The following is a 15,793-nucleotide window of genomic DNA, read 5'->3' as shown; positions in this document are numbered from 1 at the left end:
CACACACTATTATAATTTTTCACATTAAATAAATGTCAGAACTATTATTACCACCGGAGCATCGCTATGCTAAGAGAATAAAAGAACAACTAAATGAGGATGGAAGCGAGCTTTCGATCCTGAATTTAGGACCTACTCATCCAGCTACACACGGTATTTTTCAAAATATCCTTTTAATGGATGGAGAAAGAATTCTGGAAGCGGAACCAACCATTGGGTATATTCACAGAGCTTTCGAAAAAATTGCTGAAAACCGTCCTTTTTACCAAATCACACCTCTTACTGATAGAATGAACTATTGTTCATCACCTATAAACAATATGGGTTGGTGGATGACATTAGAAAAATTGTTGGATATTGAAGTTCCAAAAAGAGCGCAATATTTAAGAGTTATTGTAATGGAATTGGCAAGAATTACGGATCACATTATTTGTAATTCAATCCTTGGTGTTGATACCGGAGCATATACCGGATTTTTATATGTGTTCCAATTTAGAGAAAAAGTCTATGAAATCTACGAAGAAATTTGTGGAGCGCGTTTGACTACTAATATGGGAAGAATTGGTGGTTTTGAAAGAGATTGGTCACCAGAAGCTTTTAGAAAATTAGATGTGTTTTTAGAAGAATTTCCAGCAGCTTGGAAAGAATTTGAAAACTTATTCGAAAGAAATAGAATTTTTATTGACAGAACGGTAAATGTAGGAGCGATAACTGCTGAGCAAGCTATGGCTTACGGATTTACGGGTCCAAATTTACGTGCTGCGGGCGTGGATTATGATGTAAGGGTATCTCAACCATATTCTTCGTACGAAGATTTTGATTTTATTATTCCTGTTGGAAAATCGGGCGATACGTATGACCGTTTTTGTGTTCGTAACGCCGAAGTTTGGGAAAGTTTGAGTATCATTCGTCAAGCATTGGCAAAAATGCCGGAAGGAAATGACTTCCATGCAGATGTTCCAGATTATTATCTTCCTCCAAAAGAAGATGTTTACACGAGTATGGAATCGTTGATATACCATTTTAAAATTGTTATGGGAGAAGTTCCAGTTCCAGTTGCTGAAATTTACCATCCTGTGGAAGGTGGAAACGGAGAATTAGGTTTTTACTTAGTCACTGATGGTAGTCGTACTCCTTACAGATTACATTTCCGTAGACCTTGTTTTATTTATTATCAGGCATATCCAGAAATGATAAAAGGTGCTTTACTGTCGGATGCAATTGTTATTTTGTCAAGTTTAAATGTTATTGCCGGAGAGTTAGACGCATAAAGATTTCAGATTATTGATTATCAATTTCAGATTTTAAAATAAAATTTTGTGACTTTGTGCCTTCGTGGCAAAAAAAATAAAAATGGAAAGAACGTATCACAAACAAGAAATAAATATGACAGAAACATTGATGAATCGCATCAATGAATTAATTAGTCATTATCCTGAAGACAAAAGAAAATCGGCATTATTGCCAGTTTTACATGAAGTTCAAGATGCTCACGAGAATTGGTTGAGTATCGAGTTAATGAATAAAGTAGCAGCAATTCTTTTGATAAAACCGATTGAAGTTTACGAAGTAGTTTCGTTTTACACGATGTACAATCAAAAACCAATTGGTAAATACATGTTTGAATTTTGTCAAACTTCTCCGTGTTGTTTAAATGGAGTAGAGGATTTAATGGATTATACATGTGAAAAACTGGGAGTCAAAGTGGGGGAACGTACTCCAGACGGTCTGTTTGAAGTGAGAGGAGTTGAGTGTTTAGGTGCTTGTGGTTATGCTCCAATGATGCAGTTAGGCGATTTTTACAAAGAACATTTGACGGCAGCAAAAATCGACCAGTTAATTGAAGATTGCAAAAACGATACAATAATATTACACGATAAATAACATGTCACAAAAAATATTATTAGACAAAATAAATATCCCAGGAATTAAAACCTATGAAGTATACCGTCAAAACGGGGGGTACGCTTCAGTAGAAAAAGCCTTAAAAACATTAACACCAGACGAAGTGGTCGAAGAAGTGAAAACTTCAGGATTACGTGGTCGTGGTGGAGCGGGTTTCCCTGCCGGAATGAAATGGAGTTTTATTGATAAAAAATCAGGAAAACCAAGACATTTAGTCTGTAATGCGGATGAATCAGAGCCGGGAACTTTCAAAGATCGTTATTTGATGGAATTTATTCCTCATTTGTTGATTGAAGGAATGATTACTTCCAGTTATGCATTGGGTGCAAACCTATCCTACATCTACATTCGTGGAGAATATATGTGGGTTTACAAAATATTAGAAAGAGCCATTAATGAAGCAAAAGCTGCTGGATTTTTGGGTAAAAATATATTAGGTTCAGGCTACGATTTAGAACTTTATGTTCATTGTGGTGCTGGTGCTTATATTTGTGGTGAGGAAACTGCGTTGATTGAATCCCTGGAAGGAAAAAGAGGAAATCCTCGTATCAAGCCACCATTTCCTGCCATTTCAGGACTTTGGTCAAATCCAACGGTTGTAAATAACGTAGAAACGATTGCCGCTGTGCCATGGATTGTTAATAATTCAGGTGCAGAATATGCTAAAATTGGTATTGGACGTTCTACGGGAACCAAATTAATTTCGGCATCAGGGCATGTTAAAAACCCGGGTGTTTATGAAATTGAATTGGGTTTAAGTGTTTACGAATTCATGAATTCTGATGAATATTTAGGCGGAATGAGCTCTGACAGACCGTTAAAAGCATTTGTACCGGGAGGAAGTTCTGTTCCTGTTTTACCTGCCCATTTAATTTATAAAACTGCCGCTGGCGAAGATCGTTTGATGTCCTACGAATCGTTAAGTGATGGTGGATTTGCAACTGGTTCTATGTTAGGTTCGGGTGGGTTTATCGTTTATAATGATACGTCTTGCATCGTTCGTAATACTTGGAATTTCTCTCGTTTTTACCACCATGAAAGTTGTGGGCAATGTTCCCCTTGTCGTGAAGGAACAGGCTGGATGGAAAAAGTATTGCACCGAATAGAAAATGGTCACGGTCGTGAAGAAGATATTGATTTGCTATTGAGCATTCAAAGCAAAATTGAAGGAAACACCATTTGTCCATTGGGTGACGCGGCAGCTTGGCCAGTGGCAGCAGCAATTCGTCACTTTAGAGAAGAATTTGAATATCATATTCGTTTCCCGGAAAAAATAAAAAATAGAGATCATTTTGTTGCTGAACCTTTTAATAGTCTCAATGTCTTAAAGTCGAAAGTCATAACGTAAAGAAAGAATGGGAAAATTTAAATCGTTTGAAGAAATTAATTCTTAGCAAAAATCTAGATTATTTAATAAAAGGATTTATGAAATAACAGAGAATACAATTTTTAAAAAAGATTTTGATTTAGTTAGACAAATTAGAAGAGCATCAATTTCAATTTCTTCAAATATTGCTGAAGGTTTTGAAAGGAATACAGATAAAGAGTTTGTTTATTTTTTATATGTATCAAAAGCATCAGCTGCCGAAGTAAGGTCGCAATTATATTTAGCATTAGATTTAAACTATATTTCAAAGATAGAATTCGATGAATTATATTTAAATGTTTCGGATATATCAAAATTATTAAGTGGATTTATAAAATATTTAAATGATAGTCAAAAGAAATAAAGTCGAAATGTATTCGGCATTAAGACATTTGACTTTAAGACGTTAAGACTTTAAACATGAAAGTAACCATAGACGGTCAAAGCATAGAAGTAGAACCAGGAACCACAATCCTGCAGGCAGCACGTATGATAGGTGGAGAGGTAGTTCCGCCAGCAATGTGCTATTATTCTAAACTAAAAGGGAGCGGTGGAAAATGCCGTTGCTGTTTAGTGGAAGTTGCAAAAGGAAGTGAAGCCGACCCAAGACCAATGCCTAAATTAATGGCATCTTGTGTCACCGGTTGTATGGACGGAATGGAAGTGAACAGTAAATCTTCACCAAGAGTAACCGAAGCCAGAAAATCAGTAACAGAGTTTTTATTGATCAATCATCCTTTAGATTGTCCCGTTTGTGACCAAGCTGGGGAATGTGATTTGCAAAATTTAAGCTTTGAACACGGGAAATCAGAAACGCGTTTTATAGAAGAAAAAAGAACATTTGAACCTGAAAACATTGGTCCAAATATTCAATTGCACATGAATCGTTGTATTCTTTGTTACCGATGTGTAATGGTGGCAGATCAATTAACCGACGATCGGGTGCACGGAGTAATGGATAGAGGCGATCATTCGAATATATCAACTTGTATTTCTAAAGCGGTCGATAATGAGTTCTCCGGAAATATGATTGATGTTTGTCCGGTAGGCGCATTGACGGATAAAACGTTTAGATTTAAATCTAGAGTTTGGTTCAGTAAGCCTTATAATGCACACAGAAATTGCCCGACTTGTTCTGGAAAAACTACCGTTTGGATGTTTGGTGACGAAATTCAACGAGTTACCGGAAGAAAAGACGAGTACCATGAAGTAGATGAATTTATTTGTAATGGATGTCGTTTTGATCACAAAGAGATTGCAGATTGGACGATTGAAGGACCAAGAGCATTCGAAAAAGACTCGGTGATCAACCAAAATAAATACAACAGAAAATTACAAAAAGTAGAAATCGCTACCGAAGATCATATCCTTTTAGGTAGAGAAGAAGACCGCAAGAAAATAAGCATGGCGGAAATTCCATTGACTGAAGAAGACATTATTAATCAAAAAAGCTTGGGTAATAATGGATAGTACAATTATCATAGAAAAAAGTGTCATTATTGTTGCAGTTTTTGCTTTGACAATGTTGATGGCAATGTACTCCACTTGGGCTGAACGAAAAGTTGCCGCTTGGCTGCAAGATCGTGTTGGACCCAACAGAGCTGGTCCTTTTGGATTGTTTCAACCGCTTGCCGATGGTTTAAAATTATTTTCGAAAGAAGAATTTGAACCGAACACGCCAAACCGATTTTTGTTTTTTGTAGGTCCGGCAATTGCTATGAGTACCGCTTTAATGACCAGCGCCGTAATTCCTTGGGGAGACAGGCTGCATTTGTTTGGAAGAGATATTTTATTGCAGGCCACGGATTTAAATATTGGATTGTTATACTTTTTTGGTGTTGTTTCAGTGGGTGTTTACGGTATTATGATTGGTGGTTGGGCGTCGAACAATAAATTTTCATTGATTGGTGCCGTTCGTGCTGCTTCGCAAATGGTATCGTATGAAATTGCCATGGGATTGTCCATAATCGCATTGCTTATGATGACCGGAACGTTGAGTTTAAGAGAGATCTCTGAACAGCAAGCAGGAATGAATTGGAATGTGTTTTACCAACCGTTATCTTTTATTATATTTTTAATTTGTGCTTTTGCAGAATCAAACAGAACTCCTTTTGACTTAGCGGAATGCGAAACGGAACTTATTGGAGGATACCACACCGAATATTCATCAATGAAAATGGGATTTTATTTATTTGCTGAATATGCAAATATGTTTATTTCCTCTACAATTTTAGCGGTTTTATTCTTTGGAGGTTATAATTATCCTGGAATGAGCTGGGTTGTTGAAAATTGGGGTGTAAATATTGCCAATATTTTAGGATTTGTTGCTTTGTTTATCAAATTGTGTGGATTCATATTTTTCTATATGTGGGTTCGTTGGACTATTCCAAGATTCAGATACGATCAATTGATGCATTTGGGTTGGAGGATACTAATTCCATTGGCGATCATTAATATTATCATCACCGGAATTGTGATTTTGAGAGCAGAAATTGCTACTTATTTAGGATTTTAATTAGTACCGAAAAAGCCCTAGCCCTGATAGCAGTGGAAATCCTTTTATCCTGAACTTGTTTCAGGATTCTGAAACAAGTTCAGGATAAAAGATTGAAACGAATAGCAGGATTAAGCTTCAAATAAAAATAAAAAATGTCAATAGAAAGTATATCCTTATCGGGAAGAAAAAAGCTGGTCTCTAATAAGGAGATGACTTTTTGGGAAAGAATGTATCTTGTTGCGATTGTCAAAGGTTTGATAATTACGATTCAGCATTTATTTACCAGAAAAGTAACGATTCAATATCCGGAGCAAGTTCGTGAAATGAGTCCGGTTTACCGTGGTCAACACCAGTTGAAACGCGATGAGCAAGGTCGTGAAAACTGTACGGCTTGTGGTTTGTGTGCATTGTCCTGTCCTGCTGAAGCCATCACGATGAAAGCGGAAGAGCGTAGAGCCGACGAAAAACATTTGTATCGAGAAGAAAAATATGCGTCGATATATGAGATTAATATGTTGCGTTGTATTTTCTGTGGTTTGTGTGAAGAGGCTTGTCCGAAAGACGCTATTTACCTGACGACTTCTAAAGTATTGGTTCCATCCAGTTATAAAAGAGAAGATTTTATTTTTGGAAAAGACAAATTGGTCATGCCATTAGATATCGCAATGAAAAATGCTCAACTTAAAAACGCTAACTAATGTCTACAGTACTTATTATATTTTGTGTGTTGGCTGCTATCACTTTAGCAACGGCATTTTTGACAATTTTTAGCAAAAATCCGATTCACAGCGCTATTTATTTAGTGATTTGTTTCTTTTCGATTGCGGGTCATTATTTATTGTTGAACGCTCAATTCTTGGCGATAGTTCACGTTATTGTCTACTCAGGAGCGATTATGATCTTGTTTTTATTCACCATCATGTTAATGAATTTAAATGAGGAAAGAGAAGTGCACCGACCTAGAATTACGCGATTAGGAGCTATTGTTTCTTTTTGCTTGATTTGTCTGGTTTTGATTGCCATTTTCATCAACTCAAAACCTATTGTAGGAGAATATGTTACTACCGGTGAAGATTATCAATCGATAAAAGTATTGGGTAAAATACTGCTGAATGAATATATGGTTCCGTTTGAATTTGCTTCTATATTACTTTTGGTTGCTATGATTGGAACGGTATTATTGTCTAAAAAAGAAAAATTGCAAAAATAAGATGAACAATATTTTAAACCACATCGGTATTGAAAACTATATATTCCTAAGCGTAATACTTTTTTGTATTGGCGTTTTTGGGGTGTTGTACAGACGAAATGCTATAATCGTATTTATGTCGATTGAAATTATGCTTAACGCAGTAAACTTATTGTTTGTAGCATTTTCGACCTATCATCAAGATGCGCAGGGACAAGTTTTTGTGTTTTTCTCCATGGCCGTTGCTGCAGCAGAAGTTGCGGTAGGATTGGCGATTCTAGTTTCTATTTTTAGAAATTTAGGGTCAATTACAATCGATAATTTAAAAAACTTAAAAGGATAAATGGAAATGAATACCAATATAGCTTTAGTTTTAGTTCTTGCTCCTTTTTTAGGATTTTTAATCAATGTTTTCTTTGGTAAAAGCCTTGGAAAATCACTTTCTGGAATAATCGGAACACTTTCAGTTTTGGTTTCTTTTGTCGCAACTGTTTATTTCTTTGGGGGAATAGCTGCTCAACCAGAAGGAATTCGTATTTCACTTTTTGACTGGATCCAAATCAGCAATTTCAAAGTTGATTTTGGATTTCAATTGGACCAATTGTCAATTTTGTGGTTGCTTTTCGTCACCGGAATTGGTTCTTTGATTCATTTATATTCGATTAGTTATATGCACGATGACGAAAATATGCACAAGTTTTTTGCCTATTTGAATCTGTTTATCTTCTTCATGATAACCTTAGTAATAGGAAGTAATTTATTAGTGATGTTCATCGGTTGGGAAGGCGTAGGTCTTTGTTCGTATCTATTAATTGGTTTTTGGCATAAAAACCAAGAGTACAATGATGCTGCCAAGAAAGCTTTCATCATGAACCGTATTGGTGATTTAGGTTTGTTAATTGGGATTTTTATTCTTGGTAATTTATTCTCAACTTTAGATTATGCTACTTTAAAAACGGCTATTGTCACTGCAACTGATCTTGATATGTATTGGCTTTCTATTGCTGCTTTCGCTTTATTCATAGGTGCTTGTGGTAAATCGGCACAAATTCCTTTGTATACTTGGTTGCCGGATGCGATGGCAGGTCCAACACCGGTTTCAGCATTGATTCACGCGGCTACGATGGTAACTGCAGGGATTTTTATGATTACCAGATTAAATTTCTTGTTTGATTTGACTCCAGATGTCCAATCAATAATTGCTATAGTTGGAGCCGTTACCGCTTTAGTTGCTGCCACCATTGGTTTGGTTCAAAATGATATCAAAAAAGTATTAGCTTATTCTACCGTTTCTCAATTGGGATTAATGTTCTTAGCTTTAGGCTTAGGTGCTTACGAAGTGGCGGTTTTCCATGTAATTACGCATGCTTTCTTCAAAGCTTGTTTGTTCTTAGGTTCGGGTTCTGTGATTCACGCTTTGCATGGAGAACAAGATATGCGTAAAATGGGTGGCTTGAAAAAAGCGATGCCAATTACGTTTGCAACGATGCTGATTGCTTCTTTAGCAATTTCAGGAGTTCCATTATTCTCTGGTTTTTTCTCGAAAGACGAAATTTTATTAGTGGCTTTCCATAATAATATTCCGTTATGGGTCGTTGCTTCGGTTGCCTCTATCATGACCGCTTTTTATATGTTCCGTTTAATGTTCTTAACGTTCTTCCAAGAATTTAGAGGAACCGCAGAACAAAAACACCATTTGCACGAAAGTCCTTCTTTGATTACCATTCCTTTGATTGTTTTAGCAATTTTAGCAACTATTGGTGGTTTGATTAGTTTGCCTGGAAACAGTTGGTTGAACGAGTATTTGATTCCTATTTTACCAAAACTAGCAACCGCAGAACACCATTTGGGAACTACAGAATATGTTTTGATGGCAATCGCTGTTGCTGGCGGATTAATAGGAATTGGCATTGCTTACGCCAAATACATCAAACAAAATACAGTTCCAACTGAAGATACTGCCATCACAGGATTTTCTAAAGTGCTGTACAATAAATATTATGTTGATGAATTTTATAATGCTATTTTTGTTAAACCGATTAATTTCTTGTCTCGTTTTTTCAGAGATACTACAGAAACAGGCTTGTCAGCGTTGGTTTTTGGATTAGGAAAAGTTACCAACGAAATAGGTTACCAAGGGAAGAAAATACAAAATGGAAGCATTGGTCTTTATCTTTTTGTTTTCGTATTAGGGCTTTGTGCCATCGTTTCTTATTTATTTTTAGCTCAATAATCATATAACATAAAATAGATTTTTTAAAACCAAAATTTCAATTTTCAAATAAATTATCTTTTAAAAGTCTCTTACATTTGACCTTTAAAAAACAATAAAAAATTACAAATGAATGTATCTCTAATATTAATTATACTTTTGGTTGGTGCGTTTGCAACGTTTCTTGTAGGCGATAAATTGGCTTCAAAAGTTGCCTTGTTCTTTGGGTTAGCTGCTGCAGGCGCTTCTTTTGTATTATTAAATCACTATAATTTAGGTGAAAATATAAGTTTCATCAATCAGTGGATCACGCAACCAAATATTTCTTTTGCTCTTAAAGCAGACGGATTATCGATGGCGATGCTTTTATTGACCACAGTTTTGACTCCACTAATTATATTTTCTTCTTTTGGAAATCAATATAAAAATTCAAAATCATTTTATGCGTTAATCTTGTTTATGTCGTTTGCAATGGCAGGAACATTCTTGGCATCAGATGGTTTGCTTTATTACGTTTTTTGGGAATTATCTCTTATTCCAATTTACTTCATAGCTTTAATTTGGGGTAATGGAGATACAGAAGAACGCAAAAAAGCGGTAGTTAAATTCTTTATCTATACGCTTGCAGGTTCATTATTTATGTTGGTAGCTTTTATTTATATGTATCAAAAAGCGGGTAGTCTTTTATTAGAAGATTTATACAAATTGAACTTATCAGCAACCGAGCAATTATGGATATTCCTGGCTTTCTTCTTAGCATATGCGATTAAAATTCCGTTAATTCCGTTCCATACGTGGCAAGCAAATGTGTACCAAAAAGCCCCAACCGCTGGTACGATGATGTTGTCTGGTATCATGCTAAAAATGGGATTGTACAGTGTTATTCGTTGGCAATTGCCATTAGCGCCTTTGGCAGCTAAGGAGTACATGTATATTTTCATCGGACTTGGAATTGCAGGTGTGATCTATGGTTCTATCGTAGCATTGAAACAAAAAGACTTAAAGAAACTATTAGCGTACTCTTCTTTGGCACACGTAGGCTTAATCGCAGCCGGAACGTACACATTGACATTAGACGGTTTGCGTGGCGCGGTTTTACAGATGATCGCACACGGATTTGTAGTTGTTGGGTTGTTTTACGTTGCCGAAATTATTTTTAGAAGATACGAAACCAGAGCCATTGCTGAAATGGGTGGTATTCGTTCTCAAGCACCAAAATTTACTTCGATGTTTTTAATTTTGGTTTTGGCATCGGTTGCCTTACCAACTACCTTTAACTTTATTGGTGAATTCACCGTTTTATACAGTCTTTTGCAAATTAATATTTGGTTTGCTGTTTTAGGAGGAACAACCATAATTTTAGGAGCGTATTATATGTTGAAAATGTTTCAACATGCGATGTTGGGAGAAACCAATTCGAAAGTTTTTGCTGATGTAACTATCAGCGAAGGAATAACTTTGGTACTAATAATTGGTGTTTTATTCTTTTTCGGGATGTATCCAAAGCCAATTACCGATTTGATTACCCCAAGTCTGGAAGAAATCCTCAAAGTTATCAATAGAAATTAGCATTTGAGATTTGAGATTTTTGTTGGATGAGTAACTAGGAAGATTTTAACCATGACTAAAGAACAATTAAAAAATAGGACGAAGCAATTTGCATTGGATGTTTTTAAATTCTTAATGAGGTTAAATAAAACTAAAGCTGTCGATGTAGTTTCATACCAGCTTTTTAAATCATCTTCATCAGTTGCTGCTAATTATAGAGCAGTTTGTAGAGGTAAATCGACTGCTGATTTTTTAAATAAATTAAAAGTAGTAGATGAAGAAGCTGATGAAAGTTTATTTTGGTTAGAATTTATAAAAGGATTAGAAATAGAATGTGATAAAGTTGAGCTTGAAAAATTAATAAAAGAAGCTGATGAATTGGTAGCAATCTTCTCAGCAGGAATAAGAACAATAAAAGAGAAAAATAATATAAAAAATTAGATTTCAGATATAAAGAATTAGTCGGGTTTTAAATCCTAATTCGTAAATCCTAAATCAAACAATCAAAAAATGAATACATTAATAGCTATAATAGGATTAGGTGTTTTATGCCTTTTATTTGAAATATTTAATTTAAGGAAAGCCATTGTGCCTATAACGATCATTGGATTAGTAGGAGTGTTGGGTTTAATCATATCTGAATTTAATTCAACTGAAAGCTACTACAACAACATGATTGTTGTGAGTAAATTTTCAAGTACTTTTTCATCATTGTTTATTGTGCTTACCATTTTCTTGGTGGCTTTAGGACATAATTTTTATGAAAATCACCAATCTAAAATTTCTGACTTTATTGCCATAAAAATATTTTTGTTGGCAGGAGCGGTGGCGATGGTTTCTTTTGGAAACTTAGCGATGTTCTTTTTAGGAATAGAAGTATTATCAATTGCACTTTATATCCTAGCGGCAAGTGATCGTATGAATTTAAAAAGTAACGAAGCGGGAATGAAGTATTTCTTAATGGGATCTTTTGCATCAGGAATTATTCTTTTTGGTATTTGTTTAATTTACGGAGCCATGGGAAGTTTTGACGTTACTGAAATCAGCGAATTATCACAATCAGCTGAATTGCCAATTTGGTTCCCAATAGGGATTGTATTGGTAACAATAGGGATGTTGTTTAAAGTGGCGGCAGTTCCATTTCATTTCTGGGCACCGGACGTCTACGAAGGTTCGCCAGCGTTGACAACCGCTTTGATGAGTACTTTGGCTAAAGTAGTTGCGATGGCGACTTTGTACAAATTACTGTCAGTAATGAATGCGGATATCTCTGAGTCATTCAAAATCATTGTGGTCGTGATTTCTATGGCTTCCATGACTGTTGGTAATATTATGGCGTTGAGACAAACAAATGTAAAACGTATGTTAGCTTTTTCAGGGGTTTCCCACGCCGGTTTTATGTTGATGACTTTATTAAGTTTATCTACGTCCGCAGGAAGTTTGTTGTATTATGCTTCCGCGTATTCTTTATCTGGAATCGCTGCTTTTAGTGTGATTTTGTACGTTTGTAAAAATAGAGATAACGAAGATATTGTGAATTTCCACGGTTTAGGAAAAACCAATCCTTTGTTAGCGGCCATTCTTACGGCAGCTTTACTTTCTATGGCTGGTATTCCAATTTTTGCCGGATTCTTTGCTAAGCTGGTTTTATTCAATCAAACGATTCAAGCGGGTTATTTAGCTTTAGTAATAGTGGCGGTGGTAAATTCCATTATAAGCGTTGGATACTACTTCAAATTGATTATGGCGATGTACACCAAAGAACCAAACGAAGAGCGAAAAGGAACGCCAGTTATTATTTATGCCGTTGCTGTTATTGCGATTGTGTTGAATATCGCATTAGGTTTATTCCCTTCTTTAGTGTTGGATTTATTAACATAAACCGAAGCTTAAAAATATTAAGAAAACCATCAAGAGCAATTTTGATGGTTTTTTTGGTTTAAAAGCGTGTTCGTGATTCAAATAAATATTTACTATTCAGGTATCTATAATTTTATGCTAAAACCCAAAAATTTCAAAACTGAATTGAGTAAATTTGTATATACAAATATTTAATCATTTACTAAATTTAAGATCATGGGAAATACATTAAAAATACAAATTTGGTCGGATATTATGTGTCCGTATTGTTATATAGGAAAAAGGAGAATAGAAGGAGCATTAGCTCTTTTTGAACATAAAGATGCTGTTGAAATTGAATGGAAAAGTTTTCAGTTAGACGCTGGTTTTATAGCGTCTCATGAGGACAATATGGTAGAGCATTTAGCAGAAAAATATAGAAAGGATAGTGATTGGGCTCAAAATATGCTGGATAGTATGACCGAAAATGCTAAAAATTCAGGATTGGATTTTCATTTTGAAAAATCTATTTTAGCAAATTCTTTGAATGCACACCGACTTTTGCATTTAGCTAAAAAACACAATCTGGCGGATAATTTAGAAGAAATACTGTTCAAAGCGTATTTGACCGATGGAAAGAACGTTAATGATTTAAATACTTTGAAAACGTTAGGACTGGAAGCAGGGCTGAATGCAGAAGCTATTGAGGAAGTGCTAAATTCTGATGCTTACGCAAATGAAGTGCAACAGGATATTGAAGAAGCGCAATCTATAGGTGTTCAAGGAGTTCCCTTTTTTGTTTTCGATAATAAATATGCAGTTTCAGGTGCGCAACATGTGGAAACATTTGTGAAAACACTTGAAAAAGTATGGGAAGAAGGTAAATTTGATTCTAAGGTTACTTTGTTGAATGCTACTGATGGAGACAGCTGTGGAATCGATGGATGTGATTAAAAATAACACTACAAACCATTAATAAATTAGGTGTCGTATAGATTTACGGCTTTATAAAACTTAATTTATTAGTGGTTTTAATATATTGCTAAACATTTGCAATAGCATTTAATCGGGGAAAGTAATGAAAGATCGGTAATTATGAGTGTAAGTACTAAAGTAATCCGTTGGGGAATATTGGGATGTGGCGATGTTACTGAAGTGAAAAGTGGCCCCGCGTATCAAAAAACGGAAGGTTTTGAAGTAGTGGCAGTAATGCGAAGAGATGCCGATAAAGCTGCTGATTATGCTAAAAGACACGGAATAAGTAAGTTTTATAGCAATGCCGATGATCTAATTAATGATCCTGAGATTGATGCAATTTACATTGCCACACCTCCTGATGTCCATAAATTGTACGGACTCAAGGTGGCAGCAGCCGGAAAAATATGCTGTATCGAAAAACCTTTAGCTCCAAATTACCAAGAAAGTCTTGCAATTTATAATGCTTTTGCAGACAAAAACATTCCTTTGTTTGTAGCGTATTATAGGCGTACGCTACCTCGTTTTCAGCAAATTAAAATGTGGCTTAATGCCAAAAGCATTGGTGCAATCAAACATATAAGATGGCACTTGAGTAAACCCGCAAATTCTACAGATGTATCCGGAGATTATAATTGGCGAACCGATGCCGCTATTGCTACAGGCGGTTATTTTGATGATTTAGCGAGTCATGGGCTGGATTTGTTTATTCATTTTTTAGGAAATATAAAAGAGGTTTCAGGGATTAGTCTCAATCAGCAGGGATTGTATTCTGCTAAAGATGCAGTGACTGCGTGCTGGGTTCATGATTCTGGAATTACGGGTTCTGGAAGTTGGAATTTTGGTTGCTATGAACGGGAAGATAAAGTGGAGATTTATGGAAGCAAAGGAAAAATAACGTTTTCTGTATTTGAAAATGAACCGATACTGCTTTCTAATGAACTGGGGCAAACGAAATTATTTATTGAACATCCTGAGAATATTCAGTTGTACCATGTAACGCAAATTCGAGAAGACCTTTTGGGAAATAGTAAGCATCCTTCCACAGGTTTAACAGGATCCCACACAAGTTGGGTTATGGACAAGATTATTGGGAATATTTAGTAGTTCTCAATTGTTCAAACAAAAAACCCGCTGATACGAATACCAACGGGATTTGTCAAACCAATCATCAAAACCAAGCAATCATCTTCTGTTTATTACAATTGCAGTATTAGTGGATACTTTAGTGTCTTCAACTTTGACTTTCGTACCATTGTTTTTATAATAGTAGTGCTCTTGATCATTGGAGTTTTGGTTATGATCATAATCATAATCGTTGTCGTAAATGTTGTTTTGGGCATATTGATATCCTCTGTCACCTTTTACAGTTCCAACCATATCAACAATTTGACCACGACGGTTGTAAATAATTTGTAAGCCACCTACTCGTTCCAACGCATAACGGTTGTAAGTCATGTAGACAGAACCTACTCGTTTTATTCTATCATTTGAGTCATAGTTAATAAACACATTTCCAATACGTCTTACCCTGCCCGAATTGTCGTGTTCTACTTGTACGCCATAATTTCCGTTCCTGCTATTTGAGGTTGCACCGTACGTTGTATTAAAACCATTTTTTTTACCCATTTTATAATACATATCGTCATTTGAGCTATTTGAAGGACGTGTATTAAAATCAAATTGTCCGTCAGGAAACACGAAGAACTCAATTCCTCTTTCTGTGAACACGATCGGGTGGGCATCTCTAAAATCTACAAGTGATCTTCTTTCTACAGAAAAATCGATTTTTTCTGTGGCTGTCGCTACATTACCTCCAAATACGAAGATACTAGCAACTAAAAAGGTAATTTTTTTCATGATACATCTATTTTGAATTTTGCCTACTCTTTAGCTTTTCGGCTTTCGCTTTTTTGAACTTATTTGGTAAGAGATATTCAAGTAGCATGCCAAAGAGTAGCAGAGTAGTTTGGTGATTTTAAGTAAAGAATGGATTGTAAATGCATAATTAACTTATTATCAATTATTTGCTATTTAAAAAAAATAAAAAATATTTTTATAAAAAAGCTTTTATTAGGAGTTTTTACAATAATTCCAGATTTGCTAAATACTTTTTCTTGTGCTTTTAGCATTTTTATAATGCTAATAAACACGCAATCATTTATGGGAATAAGGACCTTATTGAAAATCCACTGTCCACTTTTTAAATCAAAGTTAAAGGCAATTCCATAATTGATTTGGGAATCAATTAAAAAGATGTTC

Annotated in this window: 15 protein-coding genes and 1 pseudogene; 15 read left to right on the top strand and 1 reads right to left on the bottom strand. The window is 35.2% G+C overall.

What is annotated here, in order from left to right; all coding sequences use genetic code 11:
* The first annotated feature begins 32 nt into the window (after positions 1-32).
* The 15 genes and pseudogenes from ACP7AQ_RS01290 (at position 33) to ACP7AQ_RS01220 (ending at position 14,635) form a co-directional block, all read left to right on the top strand.
* Positions 33-1,271: an NADH-quinone oxidoreductase subunit D gene (locus ACP7AQ_RS01290; RefSeq protein ID WP_426062649.1), complete on the top strand. Its 1,239-nt coding sequence runs from the start codon at positions 33-35 to the stop codon at positions 1,269-1,271.
* A gap of 82 nt (positions 1,272-1,353) precedes the next feature.
* Entirely contained in the window at positions 1,354-1,884 is a 531-nt protein-coding gene (locus ACP7AQ_RS01285; protein ID WP_426062650.1) for a complex I 24 kDa subunit family protein, read from the top strand.
* A 1-nt stretch (position 1,885) separates the two neighbouring features.
* A complete protein-coding gene (gene nuoF / locus ACP7AQ_RS01280; RefSeq protein WP_426094091.1) occupies positions 1,886-3,253 on the top strand; it encodes an NADH-quinone oxidoreductase subunit NuoF in 1,368 nt (455 codons plus the stop codon).
* Positions 3,254-3,311: 58 nt separating this feature from the next.
* A pseudogene (locus ACP7AQ_RS01275) lies at positions 3,312-3,635 on the top strand (four helix bundle protein); the annotation flags it as partial.
* Positions 3,636-3,691: 56 nt separating this feature from the next.
* Positions 3,692-4,741 carry a 2Fe-2S iron-sulfur cluster-binding protein gene (locus ACP7AQ_RS01270; RefSeq protein WP_426062652.1) on the top strand — a complete coding sequence of 350 codons (1,050 nt, stop codon included), beginning with the start codon at positions 3,692-3,694 and terminating at the stop codon, positions 4,739-4,741.
* A complete protein-coding gene (nuoH, locus tag ACP7AQ_RS01265) occupies positions 4,734-5,786 on the top strand; it encodes an NADH-quinone oxidoreductase subunit NuoH (protein ID WP_426062653.1) in 1,053 nt (350 codons plus the stop codon). Before ACP7AQ_RS01270 ends, nuoH begins: the two co-directional genes overlap by 8 nt.
* 134 nt (positions 5,787-5,920) lie before the next feature.
* Complete coding sequence (locus ACP7AQ_RS01260) at positions 5,921-6,466, top strand: NuoI/complex I 23 kDa subunit family protein (protein ID WP_426094090.1); 546 nt, start codon at positions 5,921-5,923, stop codon at positions 6,464-6,466.
* Positions 6,466-6,978, top strand: a complete 513-nt coding sequence (locus ACP7AQ_RS01255) for an NADH-quinone oxidoreductase subunit J family protein (protein WP_426062655.1) — start codon at positions 6,466-6,468, stop codon at positions 6,976-6,978. Before ACP7AQ_RS01260 ends, ACP7AQ_RS01255 begins: the two co-directional genes overlap by 1 nt.
* A gap of 1 nt (position 6,979) precedes the next feature.
* On the top strand, positions 6,980-7,300 hold the full coding sequence (nuoK, locus tag ACP7AQ_RS01250) for an NADH-quinone oxidoreductase subunit NuoK (protein ID WP_066079401.1): 321 nt from the start codon (positions 6,980-6,982) through the stop codon (positions 7,298-7,300).
* A 6-nt stretch (positions 7,301-7,306) separates the two neighbouring features.
* Complete coding sequence (gene nuoL / locus ACP7AQ_RS01245; RefSeq protein WP_426094089.1) at positions 7,307-9,190, top strand: NADH-quinone oxidoreductase subunit L; 1,884 nt, start codon at positions 7,307-7,309, stop codon at positions 9,188-9,190.
* A 108-nt stretch (positions 9,191-9,298) separates the two neighbouring features.
* On the top strand, positions 9,299-10,738 hold the full coding sequence (locus tag ACP7AQ_RS01240) for a complex I subunit 4 family protein (RefSeq protein WP_426094088.1): 1,440 nt from the start codon (positions 9,299-9,301) through the stop codon (positions 10,736-10,738).
* A 51-nt stretch (positions 10,739-10,789) separates the two neighbouring features.
* Positions 10,790-11,158, top strand: a complete 369-nt coding sequence (locus tag ACP7AQ_RS01235) for a four helix bundle protein (RefSeq protein ID WP_417995569.1) — start codon at positions 10,790-10,792, stop codon at positions 11,156-11,158.
* Positions 11,159-11,227: 69 nt separating this feature from the next.
* On the top strand, positions 11,228-12,598 hold the full coding sequence (locus ACP7AQ_RS01230; RefSeq protein WP_426094087.1) for an NADH-quinone oxidoreductase subunit N: 1,371 nt from the start codon (positions 11,228-11,230) through the stop codon (positions 12,596-12,598).
* Positions 12,599-12,793: 195 nt separating this feature from the next.
* Positions 12,794-13,510, top strand: a complete 717-nt coding sequence (locus ACP7AQ_RS01225; protein ID WP_426094086.1) for a DsbA family oxidoreductase — start codon at positions 12,794-12,796, stop codon at positions 13,508-13,510.
* A gap of 141 nt (positions 13,511-13,651) precedes the next feature.
* On the top strand, positions 13,652-14,635 hold the full coding sequence (locus ACP7AQ_RS01220; protein ID WP_426094085.1) for a Gfo/Idh/MocA family protein: 984 nt from the start codon (positions 13,652-13,654) through the stop codon (positions 14,633-14,635).
* 81 nt (positions 14,636-14,716) lie between these two features.
* Here ACP7AQ_RS01220 and ACP7AQ_RS01215 read toward each other — a convergent pair whose 3' ends face one another.
* On the bottom strand, positions 14,717-15,391 hold the full coding sequence (locus tag ACP7AQ_RS01215) for a hypothetical protein (protein WP_426094084.1): 675 nt from the start codon (positions 15,389-15,391) through the stop codon (positions 14,717-14,719).
* Between the last annotated feature and the right edge of the window lie 402 nt (positions 15,392-15,793).

The sequence above is a fragment of the Flavobacterium sp. DSR2-3-3 genome, assembly GCF_049896585.1.
Classification (GTDB): Bacteria; Bacteroidota; Bacteroidia; order Flavobacteriales; family Flavobacteriaceae; genus Flavobacterium.
The sequence above is the reverse complement of the archived record's forward strand: the minus strand, read 5'-3'. Positions and strand labels throughout refer to the sequence as shown.